This is a genomic window from Acidimicrobiales bacterium (genome assembly GCA_036491125.1).
GTDB lineage: Bacteria > Actinomycetota > Acidimicrobiia > Acidimicrobiales > AC-9 > AC-9.
Genome location: DASXCO010000158.1, coordinates 14,408 through 33,186 on the forward strand (window position 1 = coordinate 14,408; position 18,779 = coordinate 33,186).

Sequence of the window (18,779 nt, forward strand, 5' to 3'; positions counted from 1 at the left end):
ATGGCGACTGATTCGCTGGGCACCTCGAACCTCCGTCTTGATCGAGACGGGGGGATCGCCTGGTGCGTCATCGATCGTCCGGCGGCGAGGAACGCCCTCACGCCTGCGATGTACTACGGGATCAAGCGCGCCGTACGCCTCGTCAACGTGGACCCGCAGCTCGCCGCGCTCATCATCACCGGTGTCGGCGACGTCTTCGCTCCGGGCGGCGACCTCGGCGGACGAGCGGAGCCCGGGGACGATCAGACCCCTGACATCGGCGCCGACATCCTTCCGTTCCTCGCCATCCGGGACAGCCGTGCACCAGTGATCGCCGCGGTCAACGGCATCTGCCAGGCCGGTGGGCTACTGATCGCCATGATGAGCGACATTGCGGTCGCCAGCGATCGCGCCACGTTCCGGGTCCCCGAGCTGTTGCGCGGCATCCCCGACGCGACGTACGCAGCGGCGCTGCCGGCCCATGTCGGGCTGGCCGTGGCGCGCGACCTGCTGTTGTCGGCGCGTCGGTTCGATGCGGTCGAAGCCCAACGGCTCGGGGTCATCTCCCGCGTCGTTCCCCACGACGGCCTGCGGTCGGCTGCCATCGAGGCTGCTCGACAGGTCCTGCAGACCGCGCCGGACGCACGTGTGCACGTGAAGCGGATGCTGAACGAACACTATGGTCCGGTCGACTACCAGACGATGTTCTGGGCGCTCGAGCACTCACCCGAGCCACGCGAGGGCATGAGCGCCTTCATGGAGAAGCGCCCACCGAGGTGGATCCCGAGGATGGATGAACGTGGGGAATGACATGGACATCGAGAGCATGCGGCCGCTCCGCGTCGTGCAATGGGCGACGGGCAACATCGGCGCCAGGTCCCTGCGCGCCGTCATCGAGCATCCGCATCTCGAGCTGGTCGGGTTGTACGTGTACTCCGATGCCAAGGTCGGCCGGGACGCCGGGGCGATGTGTCAGCTCGGGCCCACCGGCGTGATCGCCACCCGAGACGTGGAGGAGATCGTCACCCTGAAGCCCGACTGCGTCCTCTATATGGCTGATCGAGCGGACATCGACGTCGTGTGTCGGCTGCTCGAGTCGGGCGCCAACGTCGTGTCGACCCGGAGCGAGTTTCACCACCCGGCCGGGCTGGCGCCGGCTGTCCGCCAGCGGATCGACGCCGCCTGCCAGCGTGGTGGGGCGACCCTCCACAGCACGGGGAGCAGTCCGGGCTTCATCACCGAGGCCCTGCCGATCGTGCTGACGTCGCTCCAGCGGCGGGTGAACCGACTGACGATCGACGAGTTCGCCGACCTGTCGTCGCGGAACTCGCCCGAGTTGCTCTTCGATCTCATGGGCTTCGGCAAGGATCCTGCCGAGTTCGACAGCCGCCGGTTCGGCCACGGGGCGGTCGGCTTCGGGCCCTCGCTCCGAGCGCTCGCCGATGCGATCTCATTGCCCCTCGACGACGTCGAGTCCACCGGCGAGATCGCCACGGCACGCCGCACCGTCGAGATCAGCGCCGGCACCGTCGGAGCCGGCACCGTCGCCGCACAGCGAATGATCGTGTCGGGCATTCGGAATCGTGAGACGCTCCTGCGCTTCCGCGCTACCTGGTACTGCGCGACCGACCTCGAGCCGGCGTGGGACCTCCGGGAGACGGGCTGGCACGTCCTGCTACAAGGCGACCTGCCCCTCGAGGTCGACATCCGCTTTCCGGTGTCCCCGGAGGAATGGGGCGCGACCTCACCGGGCGTAACGGCACATCGCGCCGTCAACGCGATCTCAAATGTCTGCTCGGCCGCTCCCGGCCTTCGGACGACGGCCGAGCTGCCACAGATCATCCCCGCGCTCGACTGACGGCGCGTCTCCCTCGCTGCTTGGCCCCGGCACCTCTTCGCGCGCCGTACTGGCATTTCCCTCTGTCGACGTCACAATCAACAGTGACGGCTCAGCGAGTAGGGTTGGCGCGATGGCGTGGGACTTCGAGACCGAGCCTGAGTTCCAGGAGAAGCTGGACTGGGCGGACGCGTTCGTGCGTGAGGAGGTCGAACCTCTCGACCTCGTCTGGGGTGGGTTGGAGTTCACGCCCCCCGACGACACGCTGCGAAAGGTCATCGACCCGCTGAAGGAGGAGGTGAGGCGTCAGAAGCTGTGGGCGACGCACCTCGGTCCCGACCTCGGTGGTGAGGGGTACGGGCAGCTCAAGCTGTCGTTGCTCAACGAGATCCTCGGTCGGTCCTCCTGGGCGCCGATCATCTTCGGGTGCCAGGCGCCGGACACCGGCAACGCGGAGATCATCGCCCACTACGGGACGCCCGAGCAGAAGGATCGGTACCTGCGCCCACTGCTCGAGGGTGAGCTGTTCTCGTGCTACTCGATGACCGAGCCGCACGCCGGCGCCGATCCAACGATGTTCCAGACGCGGGCCGTCAAGGACGGCGACGAGTGGGTCGTCAACGGGTGGAAGTTCTTCTCGTCGAATGCGAAGACAGCAGCGTTCCTTATCGTGATGGTGGTGACCAATCCCGACGTCAGCCCGTACAACGGGATGTCGATGTTCCTCGTCCCCACCGACACCCCCGGCATCCACATCGTCCGCGACGTCGGCCTCGGTGGTGAAAACCTCGGAGAAGGTTCGCATGCGCTCATCCAGTATGAGGACGTTCGTGTGCCGGCGGACGCACTTCTGGGTGGGGAGGGCCAGGCGTTCGCCATCGCCCAGACGCGCCTCGGTGGCGGCCGCATCCACCACGCCATGCGAACGATCGGCCTCGCGACGCAGGCGCTCGACATGATGTGCGAGCGGGCTCTGAGTCGGGAGACACAGGGCAGCCTCCTGGCCGACAAGCAGTTCGTTCAGGGTTACATCGCCGACTCCTACGCCCAGCTCGTGCAGTTCCGGCTCCTGGTGCTGTACACCGCGTGGTCGATCGACAAGTACAGCGACTACCGCAAGGTCCGCAAGGACATCGCCACCGTAAAGGTGCTGATGCCCGGAGTACTGCACGACATCGCGCAGCGAGCGCTGCAGGTGCACGGCGCGCTGGGTGTCAGCAACGAGATGCCGTTCCACAGGATGATCCTTGGCGCCAGCGTTCTCGGCCTCGCCGACGGGCCGACAGAGGTGCACAAGATCACTGTGGCTCGGCAGGTCCTGCGCGGCTCCCGGCCGAGCGACGATCTCTGGCCAACGAAGCACCTGCCGCGGCGGGTCGCCGCGGCGCGGGCCAAGTTCGCCGAGTACCTCGACCATGAAGTGGGGAACCTCTGATCAGGTTCGGGAGCGAGCACGCGACCGAAGGCGCCATGGCATTCGTCGACGATCGCAAATCGCTCCGGCAGGGGCGGTGAGCTGACGTGCGGGCTGCCGTCTGCGGATCCTATGGGCCCCCGGATGTCGTGGAGATCGAGGAGCTTCCATCGCCTGCCGTGGGTCAGGGGCAGGTGCGGGTCCAGATCGCGGCGGCGGCCGTCAACATGGCCGACGTGCTGGTGGTCGCCAACCAGTACCAGATCAAAGTGCCGACGCCATTCGTCGTGGGCAGCGAGTTCGCTGGTGTGGTCGATGCCGTCGATGGCGCAGTCAGCGATGTCGCTCCGGGCGACCGGGTCTTCGGCACCGCCCTCGTCGGGGCGTTTGCCGAGGAGGTGGTCGTGCCTGCCGACGCGGTGACCCGCATCCCCACGGGTGTCGAGCTGCGAGTGGCCGCGGCGTTCGGGGTCGCCCACCGCACCGCGTTCCACGTACTCCGCTCGGTTGCCCGGCTCCAGCGTGGGGAAGAGCTGGTGGTGCTCGGCGCCGGCGGAGGCGTAGGGCTCGCTGCCGTGGAGCTCGGCGCCGCTCTCGGGGCCTCCGTGACGGCGGTCGCGTCGTCTCCGGAGAAGCTGGAGGTGGCGGGCTCCCACGGCGCGGGCACCCTCATCGATGTCCCTCCGGACGAACTGCGGCAAGCGTTGCGCGGAGCCCATCCGGACGGCGTCGACGTCGTCGTCGATCCTGTTGGCGGCGACCTCGCCGAGCCGGCGCTGCGGGCCCTGCGTTGGGGCGGTCGGTTCGTGACCGTTGGCTACGCGTCGGGTTCGATCCCGCGGATCCCGCTCAACCTGGTGATGCTCAAGGGCATTCAGATCGTCGGCTTCGAGTTCCGCAACTTCGGCGTTCACATGCCCGATGAGCTGCGCCGCAACGAGGACGAGCTTCTGGAGCTGTTCGCTGCGGGTCGGATCGCGCCCTACATCGGCGCCAGCTTCGGTCTCGAGGACGTCGTGGCCGCGCTGAGGTTCGTGGCGGACCGGCACGCCATCGGCAAGGTCGTCCTCGATATCAAGGGTGGGTTCTAGGAGCCGCGCGTAGTCATGCTGTGGGCAGACCGAGGATGCGCGTGGCGATGATGTTCTTCTGGATCTGGGACGTGCCTCCCATGACGCTCTGGGCGCGGCCGTAGAGGTAGACCTTGAGTCCGAGGTCATCGACGTCGACTGCGGCCCGTGGCCCGGAGACCGTCAGGGCGGCGTCCCCGACGGTCTGCTCCACCCAGGTCATCAGGAGCTTGTCGACAGAGCCATCCGGGCCGTGGGCGACGCCGCCCAGCCGCTCGGACAACCTGCGACACACGTGGAGCCGCAGCATCTCCGTCTGAACGTATGCCCACGCGACCTGCTCTCGTTGGTCCGCCCGGAACGCGGTTGGATCGGCGCGTACCTCGTGCTCGAGGTCGTTCACCGTCTTCGCGTACCGGGCGACAAAGCCGAGCTCGCCCGGCTCGCGCTCATGGCTGACGATCGTCATTGCCACCCGCCAGCCCTCACCTGGCTCGCCGATCATGTTCTCGGCGGGGACACGAGCGCCGTCGAACAGCACCTGGCCGAACTCGGTGGTGATGCCGTTCATCATGCGGAGCGGTCGCTGCTCGGTCCCTCGCAGGTCCATCGGGACGGCGAAGATTGAGAGGCCCTTGTGCTTGGGGGCGTCCGGATCGGTGCGAGCGAGGAGAAGACACCAGTCGGCGACATCGGAATAGCTGGTCCAGATCTTGTGACCGTTGATCGCATATTCGCCACCCTCGCGGGTGGCAGTGGTCCGAAGTGTCGCCAGATCGGATCCGGCGTCGGGCTCGCTGAAGCCCTGACACCACCGCTCACGACCGCTGATGAGGCCGGGAAGGAGGCGGTCCTTGATGGCATCGCTCCCGTGCGTCGCGATCCCCTGGACGAGGTACCCGAGACTCGGGCGGGGTGGCGCGCCCGCGGCTGCCAGCTCCTCGTCGAGCATGACGTCGAAGACGGGCGGCAGGTCGTGGCCGCCGTAACGACCGGGCCAGCTCAGGCCGAAGAACCCGGCGTCATAGAGGGAGGTGTGCCACCCGGCCTGGCGGGCCCAGTACACGTCGTCGGTGGAAGAAGGCGGCAGACCAGGGTTATGGTCGCCGAGCCACGCTCGCAAGCGGGCGCGGAACTCCGCTTCGGCTGGTGAGTCACGATAGTCCATCGGCCGTCCCCAGGCGCTCCCGCTGCAGCCGAAGCAGCTGGGCGCCGTCGTCTCCGAACCACCGGGAGGAGAGCAGGGCGCGACGCAGATACAGGTGGACGATGCACTCCCACGTGTTCCCGATGCCGCCGTGCACCTGCACGGCGGTCTCGCAAACGGTGCGCGCCGCCCGCGCGCAGTAGGCCTTGGCGACCCGTCCGGCGAGACACGCGTCGACGGAAGCAAGGTTGTCGACCGTCCATGAGGCGTGCAGTGCGACGCTGAACGACGCCTCCGTCAGGCACCGCGCCTCAGCGAGGAGATGCTGCACGGCCTGAAATGAACCGATGGGAGCGCCGAACTGTCGCCGCTCGGTGGCGTATGCGACCGTCAAGTCGAGAACACCTCGCATGAGCCCGACGAGGTCGGCGCTCGTGAGCGCCAGGGCGAGAGCGGTCCAGTGGGAGAGCTCGTCGTCAGTGAGGACACAGCGCTGACCGGGGATCTCGATGAGTGGAGAGCCCGTCGGGATCTGGTGCACCCCCCGGGTGAGATCTGCGGCGCCGCGGGCGCGGTCGGTGTGCACGCGGGCGAGCCGTTGGCCGGCGCCAGCGGGGACCAGAACATAGGCGTCAACGTGCTCGGCCGGGGTGTCGACGGCGTACGCGGACTCGGCGGTCGAGGGGCCGGCCACGACCGCGGCGTCGACCAGGGAGGAGGAGAAGGCGACTACGGCGTCGTCGGTCTGGCTCGAGCCGGTCCGTCGGGCGAGGTCGCCGGCGAGGACCGGGCCCGCGAAGGCGACGTCGGCAACCACCCCTCCGAGGGCCTCGGCGACGATGGCCACATCGACTCCGCTGGCGACCGGCTCGCCGTCCCCTCGGTCGTGACGCAACTCGAGCCAACCGGCGTCGCGGACAGCCTCAGCGAGGCGCTTGGTGCGCGTCGTGTCGTCGAGATCGGCCACGCCGGTCGGTCCGAGGTCTCGGGCCAGCTGGCGGGCAGCCCGCCGGAGCTCAGCCTGCTCGGCCGTGTCTCGGGTATCCACCGAAATTAGAGCCCTCTCTCTGCTGACCCAGAGTGGAGCTCGGAGGTGTGTTCGTGCAGGCGCGGTGGCGCTCGGTACTCCGGCTGAGCGTCGTCGAGCCGGATCGGGCTGCCGATCAGGCGCAGCGGCCCATCGCCGGTGTCGACGGAGACGACCGTGCCCCTCGAGCGGACGAGCTCTCCGTCGAGCGCCTTCCCGAGATCCGTGACGGCACCCACCGTGATCCCCAGGGGCCGGAGACGCTCTTCCCACTCCACGGCGGACGCCGTCTCGAGACAGGCCGTGAGCGCGCCGAGCAGCTCCTCGCGATTGTCGAACCGTGCGTGCATCGTGGCGAACCGCGGGTCGTCGACCCAGTCGGGGTGACCGATCTCTGCGCACAGCAGGCGCCAGGACTCGTCGCGAGTCACGAACAGCGCGAGGTAACCCGACTTCGTCCGGAACAACTGGGCGGGGACATAGAACGCGTGCGCCCCGAGCGGGTGGCGGATGGGGGCGCCGCCGCCGTTGAGGTAGGCGGCCGCCTTGTAATTGAGCTGGGAGAGCATGACATCGAAGAGCGAGATGTCTACTTGACCGCCCCTTCCCTCGAGCACCTTGGCGACGAGTCCGAGTGCAGCCATGATGCCCGACGAGTTGTCGACCGCGGAGTAGCCCGCGAGCGTGGGTGGTCCATCCGGCTCACCGGTCAAGGCGGCCACCCCAGTGATGGCCTGGATCACGTAGTCGAATGCGGGCGACTCAGCCGCCGGGCCGTCGAGCCCGTAGCCCGTGAGGGCCACACAGACGATCTTCGGGTTGTACTGTCGCAATGACTCGTAGTCGAGCCCGAGCTTCCTGATCGTCGACGGGCGCAGGTTCACCAGGAGGGCGTGGGCCGTCTTCGCCAAGGCTCCCAGCTCCGCCTTTCCCTCGCCTGTGGTGAGGTCGATATGCACGCTGCGCTTGCTGCGGTTCAGGCTGGCGAAGTAGACGTTGTGGTCGCCGACGAAGTGCGAGCCAACCTGACGGGACAGGTCTCCGTCGATGGGCTCGATCTTGATGACGTCAGCGCCGAGGTCAGCGAGCAGCATCCCACCGAATGGACCGGCGAGGATGTGACCGACTTCGAGGATCCGGATCCCAGCGAGCGGTCCCGAACTGTTGGCCGGGTGCTGCGCCATCACGAGGACGTCTGAACGGGACGCGACAGCGCCAGTAGGCTCTCGACCACCGTCTCGAGCGGTGTCCCGGTGGGGTAGACGGCCGCCGCACCGGCCTCCTCGAGCCGTCCGATGTCGCGCTGGCGGATCGTGCCGCCGACGACGAGGACGGCATTGTCGGCGCCGGCGGCTCGTAGCGCGTCTGCTGTCTTCCGTGTCAGTGCCACGTGGGCCCCGCTGAGGATGCTCAGGCCGACGATCTGGACATCCTCCTGGACGGCGACTGCTGCGATCGACTCCGGTCGTTGCCGGATCCCGAGGTAGATGACCTCGAATCCTGCGTCGCGCAGCGCCCGGGCAACGAGCTTCACCCCGCGGTCGTGCCCGTCCAGTCCGGGCTTGGCGACGAGCACACGGATCGACATCAGAACACGACCGGCTGTTGGAACTCGCCCCACTGGTCTTTCAGCACGTCAACCATCTCGCCGACGGTGCAGTACGCCTTCGCACAGTCGATGAGGCGGGGCATCAGGTTGTCGCCCCCCTCGGCCGCCGCCGCGCCGAGGGCGGCCAAGCTGGCCCGCACGTCGGCCGCCGAGCGAGCACCCTTGACCTCGGCGAGGCGCTCGAGCTGGCGGGCCCGACCCTTCTCGTCCAGCTCGTAGCCCTCCACCTCGGGTGGATCTTCGTCGGTCTGGAACCGGTTGACCCCCACAACCGCCCGCTCACCGGAGCTCATGTCGGTCTGCACCCGGAAGGCCTCCTCCGAGATCAGGCGCTGTAGGTAGCCGTCCTCGATGGCACGGACCATCCCGCCCTGTCGTTCGAGGTCGTCCATGATGGCCTCGACGCGGGTTTCCACGGCGTCGGTCAGGGCTTCGACGTAATACGAGCCCCCGAGGGGGTCCGCGACGCGCGTAACGCCTGTCTCGCAGGCCAACACCTGCTGAGTCCTTAGCGCCAGGGTCGCCGAATCCTCGGTCGGGATCGCGAACGGCTCGTCCCACGCGGCGGTGAACATGGATTGGACCCCGCCGAGCACAGACGCCAAGGCCTCATACGCGACGCGGACGACGTTGTTCCGGGCTTGGGGCGCGTGCAACGAGGCGCCGCCAGCGACGCAGCCCACCCGGAACATGCAGGAGCGCTCGTTGTTGGCCCCGTACCGCTCGCGCACGATGTGGGCCCAACGCCGCCGTCCGGCTCGGTACTTGGCGATCTCCTCGAAGAAGTCGCCGTGGGTGTAGAAGAAGAAGGACACTTGCGGTGCAAACTCGTCGATGGTCATTCGTCCCCGGCCGATCACCTCGTCGCAGTAGGTGATGCCATCCATGAGGGTGAACGCCATCTCCTGGACTGCAGTGGCGCCCGCGTCACGAAAGTGCGCTCCGGCCACCGAGATGGCGTTGAACCGTGGAACCTCCTTGGCGCAGAACTCGATGGTGTCGGCGATGAGGCGGAGGGACGGGCGAGGCGGCCAGATCCAGGTGCCGCGGCTCACGTACTCCTTGAGGATGTCGTTCTGGATCGTGCCGCGCAGCTTCGCCCGGTCGACCCCCTGCTTCTCGGCGACGGCCACGTACAAGGCGAGGATGATCGCCGCTGTGCCGTTGATCGTGAAGCTTGTGCTGATGGCGTCGAGGGGGATCCGGTCGAAGAGGATCTCGGCGTCGGCGAGGGTGTCCACCGCCACTCCGACCCGGCCGACCTCCTCCTCGACGTCGGGGTGATCCGAGTCGTACCCACACTGCGTGGGGAGGTCGAAGGCCACGGACAACCCAGTCGCCCCCTGGGCGAGGAGGTAGCGGTAGCGCCCGTTCGACTCCTCGGGGGTGCCGAATCCCGAGTACTGCCGGATGGTCCAGAGGCGGCCGCGGTAGCCCTCGGGAAAGTTCCCCCGCGTGAATGGGAAGGCTCCAGGCGGGGGGATGGCGTCGGCCGGGGGGAGGTCCTCTGGCCCGTAGGTCGAAGCGAGCGGGATCCCTGACTCGCTGTGCGCCGACGCGTCCATGGCGCGAGCGTAGCGGAAACACCGATGCCGCCAGCCGACGCCGAAGTTCTACGAAATGCAAACTATTGGCGTGCCGCGGCGCGAGCGGTATTATCGCTCGGACGGACGGGGCCGGTCTGCCGGAGGAGACGATCCAGTGCCCGAGTGCGAGGCCAGCTCCACCCCGGGTGGCTTGCGAGTCGACATCGAAGCCGGGATCGGTGTGGTGACAATCGATCGACCCGGTGTGCGCAACGCCCTCGGGTTGACGACTGTTGATGAGCTCGACTCCGCGCTTGACCACACCCTCGAGGCGGGCGCCACGGTCCTCGTCCTGCGCGGGGCGGGAGACCGGGTGTTCGTGTCCGGAGGAGACCTCAGGGAGCTCAGTGCGGTCCGGACGTATGACGACGCCGTCGAGATGGCGACTCGGGTACGACGGGTCCTCGACCGTATCGCCGCCTTCCCCGTTCCCGTCGTTGCGGCCCTGAACGGGCACGCGCTTGGAGGCGGAGCCGAGGTCGCGATCGCCGCCGACATCCGCATCGCGGCCGACGACGTCAAGATCGGCTTCAATCAGGTGAGTCTCGGTATCATGCCTGCATGGGGGGGCGCAGAGCGTCTTGCCCAGGCGGTCGGTCGAAGCCGGGCACTGCTGGCGATCGCCACCGGCGAGGTGTACGACGCTCCGACGGCGCAGCGTCTCGGCCTCATAGACGTCGTGGTGCCGCGAGCCACCTTTGACGAGGAGTGGCGGAGCCTTGTCCAGCGGATGGCGCAGGCAGCGCCCGGCACGTCGCGTGCCGTCAAGTCGGTGATTGCCGCTGCCGCCCCCTCGCTGCACCCGGAGCTCGAGCCGGGCGCTACGGACGCGTTCGCCCGGCTGTGGACCGCCGAGGCCCATTGGGCGGCAGTCGAGGCGTTGAGGGAGACCCGCAGACTCTCCTGATCTCAGCGCCGTTCAGGCCCGGTCCTTCCTGCCGGTGTCATCCATCCTCGTAGATGACGTGCACCGACGGGGAGGCTGGCAACGCCTGGCAGGTGAGGACCCAGCCCTCGACGATCTCGTCATCGGTCAGGGCATTGTTGACGTACATCGTCACATCCCCTTCGACGACCTTGGCCATGCAGGTCGCGCAGTTACCCGATTCACAAGAGAAGGGTGGCGCCATGCCCATCTGGCGCGCCGTCTGGAGGACTGTCGTGCCCGGGCGATGGTCGACGGTGTCGCTGCGGCCGTCGAGCTCGATCGTGACCGACGAGGGTGTCGGCGGACCGTTCGAGACCTCTGGCAGCTGGCGAGGGTCGGCTGGCGTGAAGCGCTCGATGTGGATTCGTCGTGCATCCACGTCGTAGCCGAGGAGCGTGCTCTCGACGATGTCCATGAACGGTCCGGGGCCGCAGATGAAGTACTCGGCGTCGGGCCCGATCGTGGCAAAGGGGGCCACCACGTCGGCGTTGACGAATCCCTCCTCGACATCGAGGCGGTGGGCCACCTCCAGACGGCCGGGGTACCGCTCGACGAGGCTGTCGAGCTCGTCGGCGAAGATCACGGAGTCCCGGTCCCGGTTGGCACAAAGGAGGCGCACCCGTCGCGACGTGGTCGCCAGGGCCGTCTTTACGATCGAGAGCAACGGCGTGATCCCGCTGCCGGCGCTGAAGGCGACGACGTCGCTGTCGTCCGGCGTCAGGCAGAAGACGCCCGCGGGGCAGCTCGCCTCGATGACGGCGCCAGGTGCCAGCGCGTCGATCATCCAGTTGGAGACGAGACCACCGGGCACGCGTTTCACGGTCACCTGGAGCTCATCGTCAACGGCGGGCGAGGATGACATCGAGTAGCACCGGTGGTGGGGCTGGCCGGCGATCCAGGCGCGGAAGGTGGAGAACTGGCCCGCTTCGTAGGCGAACGCCGGCTGGAGCTCGGCGGGCACCTCGAGGACGAAGGACCTGGCGTCAGCCGTCTCGCGTACGACGCGTGCGATTCGCAAGCCGTGGAACCGGTGGTCACGCCCGGCCACCTCGACCTGCGCCGTCTCGACCTGCGCCGTCGGACCCGCCACTGTCATGAAACCATGATAATGGGATTCTCGCCTCATGGCAACGAACCTCACAACTGGCTAAAGTCGTGGCGAAAGTCCTGCAACGTCAGAAGGAGGGCCCGGTGCCGGAGCGGAGCAGCAGGATCGCGCCTCTGCCGCCAGGGCAGTGGCCCGAGGAGATGGGTGAGGCGATCGCCGCCCTCCGACCGCCCGAGGCGCGCCATCCCTTTCCTCCACGCCGTGACGACCGGCCCAAGGGCCTGAACGCGCTCGGCACTCTCGCCCGGTACCCGGCGCTGACCCGTGCGTTTCACACCTTGAACGGCCACGTGCTCTTCGCCTCGACCCTTTCAGCACGGCAGCGCGAGCTCCTTGTCCTCCGTGTGGCGTGGGTGCGAAGGGCGACGTACGAGTGGGAGCAGCATGTCGTGCTCGCTGGGGACGCCGGAGTCGACCGGGACGAGATCGCTCGGATCCTCCAGGGTCCGGAGGCACCAGGGTGGTCCCCGCTCGAGCGGGCCATGCTCGCCGCCGTCGACGAGCTGGTCGCCGACGCCAGGGTGACTGATCCGACGTGGGCGGTGCTCGCCGATGAGCTCGACGAGCACCAGCTGATGGATCTGGTGTTCACGGTCGGCACGTACGACCTGCTCGCCATGGCATTCCGTTCGTTCGGGGTCGAGCTCGACGAGGACCTCCGGCGAGAATAGGCTTCTCATTATTCGAGAATCGATGCTATGCTCCAATTGTCCACCTTGACCTGAGGGACTCCCTGATGGCGCACTTCACCAAGCCCCGTGAGGGCAGCTGGACGGAGCATTACGGGCTCGGCACGGGTCCGGTCTCCTACGAGGACTCGGTTTCACCTGAGCACTACGAGCGCGAGCGCGATGCCATCTTCCGCCGGACCTGGCTGAACGTCGGTCGCGTGGAGCAGGTCCCCAAGGTCGGGAGCTACTTCACGAAGGAGCTGGACGCGGCGCGTACGTCGATCGTCGTCGTGCGCGACCGAGACAATGAGGTCCGCGCCTTTCACAACATCTGCCGGCACCGCGGCAACAAGCTGGTCTGGAGCGACTACCCCGGCGAGGAGACGAGCGGCGTCTGCCGGCAGTTCACGTGCAAGTACCACGGGTGGCGTTACTCCTTGCAGGGCGAGCTGACCTTCGTGCAGCAGGAGTCAGAGTTCTTCGATCTGGACAGGGCTGATTACGGGCTGGCGGCAGTCCGGGTCGAGGTATGGGAGGGGTTCATCTTTGTGAACCTCGATACCGACGACACCACGGCGCTGCGCGACTACCTCGGCGAGCTCGGCGAGGGCATCACCGGCTACCCGTTCCACAAGATGACCCAGGTCCACAAGTTCCGTGCCGAGGTCGGGAGCAACTGGAAGCTCTTCATCGACGCCTTCACCGAGTTCTACCACGCACCTGTCCTGCACGCGAAGCAGGCCGTTGGCGAAGAATCTCGCAAGATGCAGAGCTACGGCTACGAGGCGCTGGCGTACAAGATCGAGGGGCTTCACGGGATGGTGTCGTCCTGGGGCGGCATGTCCCCTCCCAAGGACCTGAGCATGGTCAAGCCCATCGAGCGCGTGCTGCACAGCGGGTTGTTCGGGCCGTGGGATGCGCCTGACATCGGCTTGGACGAGCTTCCCCCGGGTCTGAACCCCGCACGGCACCAGTCGTGGGGCCTCGACTCGTTCCTGTTCTTCCCGAACTTCATGCTGCTGATCTGGAAGCCGAACTGGTACCTGACGTACCACTACTGGCCGACCTCGTATAACACCCACATCTTCGAAGGAACGGTGTACTTCGTCCCTCCCAGAACCGCTCGGGAACGCCTGGCGCAGGAGCTCGCCGCTGTGACGTTCAAGGAGTACAGCCTTCAGGACGGCAACACCCTGGAAGCGACGCAGTCGATGCTCGAGTCTCGGGTCGTGAGGGAGTTTCCTCTCAATGACCAGGAGATCCTGCTGCGTCATCTTCATACGACAGCGCAGCGGTACGTGGACGAGTATCAGCAGCGCGGGCGTTCCACGGCCGTCCGGGTCCTGGGCGCGTCCTGAGGGAGGAGCGCGACATGCCGACCCTGCCCAGCGAATTCGCCGACCTCGGGGCCTTCGCCGACTGGGCTCTCCCGACCGAGCGGGGGCGCTACGCCAAGCGTCTCTGCAGCACGATGGACGAGCTCCAAGCCTTCTACGACGCAGCATTCCCCCGGCTCGAGGCTGCGGCGTCGTACCTCGAGCAGTTTGACCTGAACGCGCTGCCAGAGGACGCCAAACGGCTGCTCTGGTTGTTCTGCGCGCTCGTGACCGCCTCGTTTCCGGTGGAGGTCTGGCGTCAGGCCAGAGTGCCTGACAGTGGTGCTTCCAGCTTCGACGCCGTCGTCGAGCCCTCCATCTGAGTGGTCCTCGGGCCAGCGAGGGAACTGGTGCTCTCCTGGCTCGATACGGACCTTTCCTTATTCATGCAGTAGAATTCGCGGTATGCCGATGAACGAACCTGCCGCCGACTCCCCGGCCGTGAGCTGGCGCGAGCAGGCCGTGGCGCGGTCGCTCGACTCCGCCCGGACGCGGGCCGAGAACCGCGTCCAGCGCTTCATCGACGCGGCGCTCGAGCTCATGAACGACAGTCCGTCCGGCAAGGACTTCACCGTCCAGGACATCCTTGCGACCTCCGGCCAGTCACTGCGGGCCTTCTACCAGTACTTCGGCGGAAAGCAGGAGTTGCTCCTGGCGGTCTTCGAGGAGTCGGTTCGATCGACCGCCGAGAGCCTCCGGGAACGGATCGGGGACGAACCGAGCGCGCTCGAGCGTCTTCATCGGTTCGTGGTCGAGTATTACTGGCTGTGCCATCCGACGGCCAAGAAGACGGGAAAGAAGAAGAGGTCGCTCGCGCTCGCCGAGTTCGCTCAGCAGTTGATGACCACGCGGCCGATGGAGGCTACCCGGGTGTACGCGCCCGTCGTGTCGCTGTTCGAGGACGTCCTCGAGGATGCAGTTGCTGCCGGCGTGGTCCGTGTCGAGCTCTCTCGGCGGCGGGTCGCCGGTGTCATCCTCGAGGCGATCATGTTCAACGCCTTCTCGACGACGATCAGCGGGTCCTCCGCTGAACAGGATGGCGGCGATCCGGCCGAGGAGCTCTGGGACATGGTCCTTCACGGCATCGGGAGCGGCTCGTCAGACTGACACGTCGCGACGGCAGACAGCCGGAGGCGGCGGGGGCCGCAGCGGTAGCATCGGTGGTTGCCGTGATTCTTCTCGCATCCTGTACGACGGGTGCGTCCCCACGATCAGGAGGTGCCGCACTGACTGGTGCCCGGCCCCGTGGGCCGGCCGCGAGCCTTGTGGGTCCCGTCACGGCCGGCCACATCATCGAGCCGACGTCTCCGGTCGCGGTCGACCTGGCGGTCAATGGTTACGCCGAACAGGAGTTTTTCGCCTCTGGAACCGCCACGGCGTATCAGCCGTCGAAGCCCCTTCAGAGTGACGGCAAGTGGAGTGTCAAGGCTCAGTCGTCTGCCCCCTACCGGACCCGCATCGTGGTGCGCCGTCCCCAAGATCCGAGCCGTTTCAACGGGACGGTGCTCGTCGAATGGCTCAATGTCTCCGGGGGAGTAGAGGCGGACGCCGATTGGGCCTATCTCAACCCGGAGATCGTTCGTGCCGGCTATGCCTACGTCGGCGTATCGGCGCAGGCCTTCGGAGTGAACGGCGGTCACGCGCTGCTTGGCGCGCCGGGCGTTGCCCCGAGCGGGGGTCTCGTCGGCGCCGAACCAGCCCGATACGCAACGCTCACCCACCCAGGCGACCAGTACGCCTACGACATGTTCTCCCAGATCGGACGGGCCCTTCGTGGCTCGGCGCAACCATCCGCACTCGGCTCGCTGCGTCCTGGGCGGGTCGTCGGCATTGGAGAGTCTCAATCGGCCTTCTTCTTGACGACCTACATCGATGCCCTACAGCCGATGCAGCATGTCTACGACGGGTTCTTCGTGCACAGTCGTGGGGGAAGCGGTGCGGCGCTGTCGGGCCAGCCGCTGGGCTCCAGCGCTGTCCCGATGGGGCTGAAGATCCGGGAGGACCTGGGCGTGCCCGTCTTCATGTTCGAGACCGAGACTGACGTTGGGCCCCTCCTCGACTACGGGCCCGCCCGCCAGCCTGACACTGACCGGATCCGGACCTGGGAGGTAGCCGGCACCGCGCACGCCGACGCCTACTTGGTGGGTGGTTATGCGGGCGCTTTGGGATGCAACTTCACGATCAACGAAGGTCCACAGCACAACGTGGTCCAGGCTGCGCTCCACGCCATGAACGACTGGATGGTGCACGGAACGTCTCCGCCAAGGGCCGCCCGCTTGCAACTCTCGACCACCGCTCCACCGGTGATCGCTCGAGACAGCCTGGGCAACGCCATCGGAGGAGTTCGCACCCCAGCGGTCGACGTGCCCGTGGCGGCGCTCAGCGGCATTGCTCCGGCTGGGGCCAGCACCCTGTGCTCGCTGTTCGGATCGACGATGCCGTTTGACGGCAGCACCTTGATGCGTCTGTATCACGACAAGAGCGGGTACCTCAGCTCCTACGAGGCCAGCTTGGGCAAGGCGATCGCTGGCGGGTTCCTCCTCAGCGCCGACCGGACCGCTTTGTTGCAACAAGCGAGCGGTGTCCAGTTCTCTACGTGAGACGGTGGTGAACCGCTCGCACGTCGACCACCCGCTCGGACCGAGCTCGACGCGACCCGGGGCGCTGCCCTCCGAGTCCGTCGGAGAGTAGAGTACTGAGTGGTACAAGATAGAGTAGGCTGAACGCAGGAAGAGCAAGAACGATGCTATCTTCCCGCAAGAACGCAATACCCACCACGTGGGAACTCGGAGTCAGCTCATCGGACATCCTCCCCTCGGCATCGGTGCTGATCGGGGAGAGGGGGACTGAGGATCGATGGCGACATGCATGACCTGAGGTCAGCTTCGCGGATGTGGAGTGGGGCTTCGGGGGGGCATTCCGACAAATGGTGCGCGTCGCTGACGGGTTGGCGCAGAGGATGACGGGATGCTCGAGTACGTCCTAGTCGGGCTGGCGCTTGGATCGATCTATGCGATCGCGTCGGCCGGGCTGGTGGTTACGTACGCGTCGTCAGGGGTCCTGAACCTCGCCTTCGGATCGATGGCCTATGTGGTGGCCCGGTTCTACTACTTCCTCAACTCCCAGCACGGGTGGCCCACCGTGACGGCGGGGTTGGTGTCTCTCCTGATCGTGGCGCCGCTCATGGGCGTGGTCCTCTACGCCGTTCTCTTCCGTTTCATCCGGGGTCAGTCAACCTTGATAAAGCTGGTCACCACGATCGGGCTCTCCGTGGCGCTGCCACCGATTGCAGACCTCACTCTCGGGACCCAATCCATCACGTCGGCGCCGGGCCTCGCCTTGGCCAGCGACCGCCCGTTTCATCTCCTGGGCGCCCCCATCACGACGGACCAGATCATCACCTATGGGTTCTTGCTCTTCGTCGTGGTGGCAGGCATCGCTGTGTTGCGGTTGACCGATGTGGGTCTGCGGGTTCGTGCAACCGTCGACTCAGAAGCGATGGCGTCGCTCTCGGGGACCAACCCTCGGCGGGTCGCCCTCGGGGTGTGGGCGGTCAGCGCGACGCTGGCGGGCTTGGCGGGGATCCTCGTAGCCCCCACCAACGGCTTGACGACCACCGGGATGACGGCGTTGATGGCGGCGGCGTTCGCAGCCGTGGTCGCTGCCCGCTTTCGCTCCCTCTCTGTTGCGGTCGGCGTCTCGCTCGCCATGGGAGTGGTGACCGACGTGATCCTGAAGCAGCTCCCGCAGGGCAGCTCACTCACGGCGGCGATCATTCCGAGCATCCCATTTGGGTTCATCCTGCTGTTCTTGATCTTCTACATCGTGAGGTCCGGCGCGGTGGATGAGGACGTGGGCACCGGAGGTCCCCTGGATCATGCCGTTCGACCCGCCAACGAGGCTCTGGCCAATGTGGGCAGAGCGGTTGCGAGCGGACGCGGCAGGGGTGTCGCGCTCGGCGCGGTCCCGCTGGTGGTGGTGGCGCTGTTGCCGTTCGTGTTCCAAGGTTCTGCCTACTGGCTGGGGTTGGTGGCACTGGGTCTCTGCTATGCGATCACCTTCCTCACATTCACGCTGGTGACCGGAGAGGGAGGGATGCTGTGGCTCTCGCAGATCATCTTCGCCGGCGCTGGCGCATTGGGCGCGGCGCAATTCGTCTCCGTGTGGCACGTGCCGGTGCTCTTGGCGCTCGTCCTCGGTGGGTTGATCGCGGCCGTCGTGGGGGCCATCATCGGCTTGCTCACCATCCGCCTCGGTGACCTGTATGTGGCCCTGGTCACCTTGACCTTCGGGCTCCTGGCCGAGACGCTCGTCTTTTCCCGCGGCCGGTTCCTGCAGGGTGGTATCGGGGTCGTGTTCAACCGCCCGGGCTTCGCCAGTGATGACCTGACCTTCGCGTACCTGGCACTCGCCGTCTTCGCCGTCTTCGCCGTGCTCACCTTGAACCTGCGCCGCTCGACCAGCGGGCTGGCCTTACGGGCTGTGCGGGACAGCAAGTCCGCGTCGCGGACCTCTGGCCTGAGCGTGCTCCAGGTGAAAGTCATCGTCGGGGCGGTGGCGGCATTCGTGGCCGCGGTCGGAGGTGGCTTCATCGCGATGTACGGCGGGGTCGCCCAGCCTGGGTCCTTTGCCACGTTCACGGGGCTGGTCTGGCTCGCGGTCGTGGTGACAATGGGTGTTCGGTCCATCACCGCGGCGGCGCTGAGCGGGCTGGCGTTTGCGTTGCTCCCCGGCGTGTTCCAGACCTACGTTCCGAGCCGCTGGGGGGAGGTGCCTGCGCTTCTCTTCGGGTTGGGTGCGGTCATGGTCGCACGACATCCCGAAGGCGTGGTCCTCCACAACGGGAGACAGTTGCGTCTGCTGTTGTCGCGGCTCGGGTCGCGGGCGAGGTCGCCAGAGGTGAGTCGCTCGGCGGCGGGCGGCACGATCCTGGTCGGTGACTCGGATGGCAGCCTCGCCCAGACCGGGGTGGCGCCCGACGGATCCGGCACGAGCGCGGGGGCACCACGATGATAGGTGGTCCCGGA

17 protein-coding genes are annotated in these 18,779 nt (G+C 67.0%); 11 read left to right on the forward strand and 6 right to left on the reverse strand.

Features of this window, described 5'->3' with window-relative positions:
* The 4 genes from VGF64_12145 to VGF64_12160 all read left to right on the forward strand — a co-directional run bounded on the left by VGF64_12145 (window position 1) and on the right by VGF64_12160 (window position 4,321).
* Entirely contained in the window at window positions 1–789 is a 789-nt protein-coding gene (locus tag VGF64_12145; protein ID HEY1635502.1) for an enoyl-CoA hydratase/isomerase family protein, read from the forward strand.
* A complete protein-coding gene (locus tag VGF64_12150; GenBank protein ID HEY1635503.1) occupies window positions 773–1,837 on the forward strand; it encodes a hypothetical protein in 1,065 nt (354 codons plus the stop codon). Before VGF64_12145 ends, VGF64_12150 begins: the two co-directional genes overlap by 17 nt.
* A gap of 112 nt (window positions 1,838–1,949) precedes the next feature.
* On the forward strand, window positions 1,950–3,251 hold the full coding sequence (locus VGF64_12155) for an acyl-CoA dehydrogenase family protein (GenBank protein ID HEY1635504.1): 1,302 nt from the start codon (window positions 1,950–1,952) through the stop codon (window positions 3,249–3,251).
* An 86-nt stretch (window positions 3,252–3,337) separates the two neighbouring features.
* Window positions 3,338–4,321, forward strand: a complete 984-nt coding sequence (locus VGF64_12160; protein ID HEY1635505.1) for an NADPH:quinone oxidoreductase family protein — start codon at window positions 3,338–3,340, stop codon at window positions 4,319–4,321.
* Between the two features lie 13 nt (window positions 4,322–4,334).
* On the opposite strand, the gene VGF64_12165 is transcribed toward VGF64_12160, so the two are convergent.
* The 5 genes from VGF64_12165 to VGF64_12185 are packed head-to-tail and all read right to left on the reverse strand — an operon-like array spanning window position 4,335 to window position 9,648.
* Window positions 4,335–5,468: an acyl-CoA dehydrogenase family protein gene (locus tag VGF64_12165; protein HEY1635506.1), complete on the reverse strand. Its 1,134-nt coding sequence runs from the start codon at window positions 5,466–5,468 to the stop codon at window positions 4,335–4,337.
* Window positions 5,455–6,495 carry an acyl-CoA dehydrogenase gene (locus VGF64_12170; protein HEY1635507.1) on the reverse strand — a complete coding sequence of 347 codons (1,041 nt, stop codon included), beginning with the start codon at window positions 6,493–6,495 and terminating at the stop codon, window positions 5,455–5,457. The genes VGF64_12165 and VGF64_12170 overlap by 14 nt, the downstream gene beginning before the upstream one ends.
* A gap of 5 nt (window positions 6,496–6,500) precedes the next feature.
* A complete protein-coding gene (locus VGF64_12175; GenBank protein HEY1635508.1) occupies window positions 6,501–7,658 on the reverse strand; it encodes a CoA transferase in 1,158 nt (385 codons plus the stop codon).
* On the reverse strand, window positions 7,658–8,062 hold the full coding sequence (locus VGF64_12180; protein HEY1635509.1) for a cobalamin B12-binding domain-containing protein: 405 nt from the start codon (window positions 8,060–8,062) through the stop codon (window positions 7,658–7,660). The genes VGF64_12175 and VGF64_12180 overlap by 1 nt, the downstream gene beginning before the upstream one ends.
* On the reverse strand, window positions 8,062–9,648 hold the full coding sequence (locus tag VGF64_12185) for a methylmalonyl-CoA mutase family protein (GenBank protein HEY1635510.1): 1,587 nt from the start codon (window positions 9,646–9,648) through the stop codon (window positions 8,062–8,064). The genes VGF64_12180 and VGF64_12185 overlap by 1 nt, the downstream gene beginning before the upstream one ends.
* Before the next feature lie 136 nt (window positions 9,649–9,784).
* Between VGF64_12185 and VGF64_12190 the strand changes: the two genes are divergently transcribed.
* Window positions 9,785–10,576: an enoyl-CoA hydratase/isomerase family protein gene (locus VGF64_12190; GenBank protein ID HEY1635511.1), complete on the forward strand. Its 792-nt coding sequence runs from the start codon at window positions 9,785–9,787 to the stop codon at window positions 10,574–10,576.
* Window positions 10,577–10,613: 37 nt separating this feature from the next.
* On the opposite strand, the gene VGF64_12195 is transcribed toward VGF64_12190, so the two are convergent.
* Window positions 10,614–11,693, reverse strand: coding sequence for a ferredoxin--NADP reductase (locus VGF64_12195; GenBank protein ID HEY1635512.1), 1,080 nt, complete (start codon window positions 11,691–11,693; stop codon window positions 10,614–10,616).
* A 95-nt stretch (window positions 11,694–11,788) separates the two neighbouring features.
* Here VGF64_12195 and VGF64_12200 point away from each other — a divergent pair, with 95 nt between their 5' ends.
* From VGF64_12200 to VGF64_12225, 6 genes are all read left to right on the forward strand, one after another.
* Window positions 11,789–12,376, forward strand: coding sequence for a carboxymuconolactone decarboxylase family protein (locus tag VGF64_12200; protein ID HEY1635513.1), 588 nt, complete (start codon window positions 11,789–11,791; stop codon window positions 12,374–12,376).
* Between the two features lie 65 nt (window positions 12,377–12,441).
* Window positions 12,442–13,734, forward strand: coding sequence for an aromatic ring-hydroxylating dioxygenase subunit alpha (locus VGF64_12205; protein ID HEY1635514.1), 1,293 nt, complete (start codon window positions 12,442–12,444; stop codon window positions 13,732–13,734).
* 14 nt (window positions 13,735–13,748) lie between these two features.
* Window positions 13,749–14,075 (forward strand): hypothetical protein, encoded by a 327-nt coding sequence (locus VGF64_12210; GenBank protein ID HEY1635515.1) that lies wholly within the window; start codon window positions 13,749–13,751, stop codon window positions 14,073–14,075.
* A gap of 82 nt (window positions 14,076–14,157) precedes the next feature.
* A complete protein-coding gene (locus VGF64_12215; GenBank protein HEY1635516.1) occupies window positions 14,158–14,859 on the forward strand; it encodes a TetR/AcrR family transcriptional regulator in 702 nt (233 codons plus the stop codon).
* Between the two features lie 158 nt (window positions 14,860–15,017).
* Complete coding sequence (locus VGF64_12220; GenBank protein ID HEY1635517.1) at window positions 15,018–16,352, forward strand: alpha/beta hydrolase domain-containing protein; 1,335 nt, start codon at window positions 15,018–15,020, stop codon at window positions 16,350–16,352.
* 367 nt (window positions 16,353–16,719) lie between these two features.
* The gene (locus tag VGF64_12225; GenBank protein HEY1635518.1) at window positions 16,720–18,765 is read left to right on the forward strand and encodes an ABC transporter permease; all 2,046 of its coding nucleotides are present in this window, start codon (window positions 16,720–16,722) and stop codon (window positions 18,763–18,765) included.
* The last annotated feature ends 14 nt before the right edge of the window (window positions 18,766–18,779 follow it).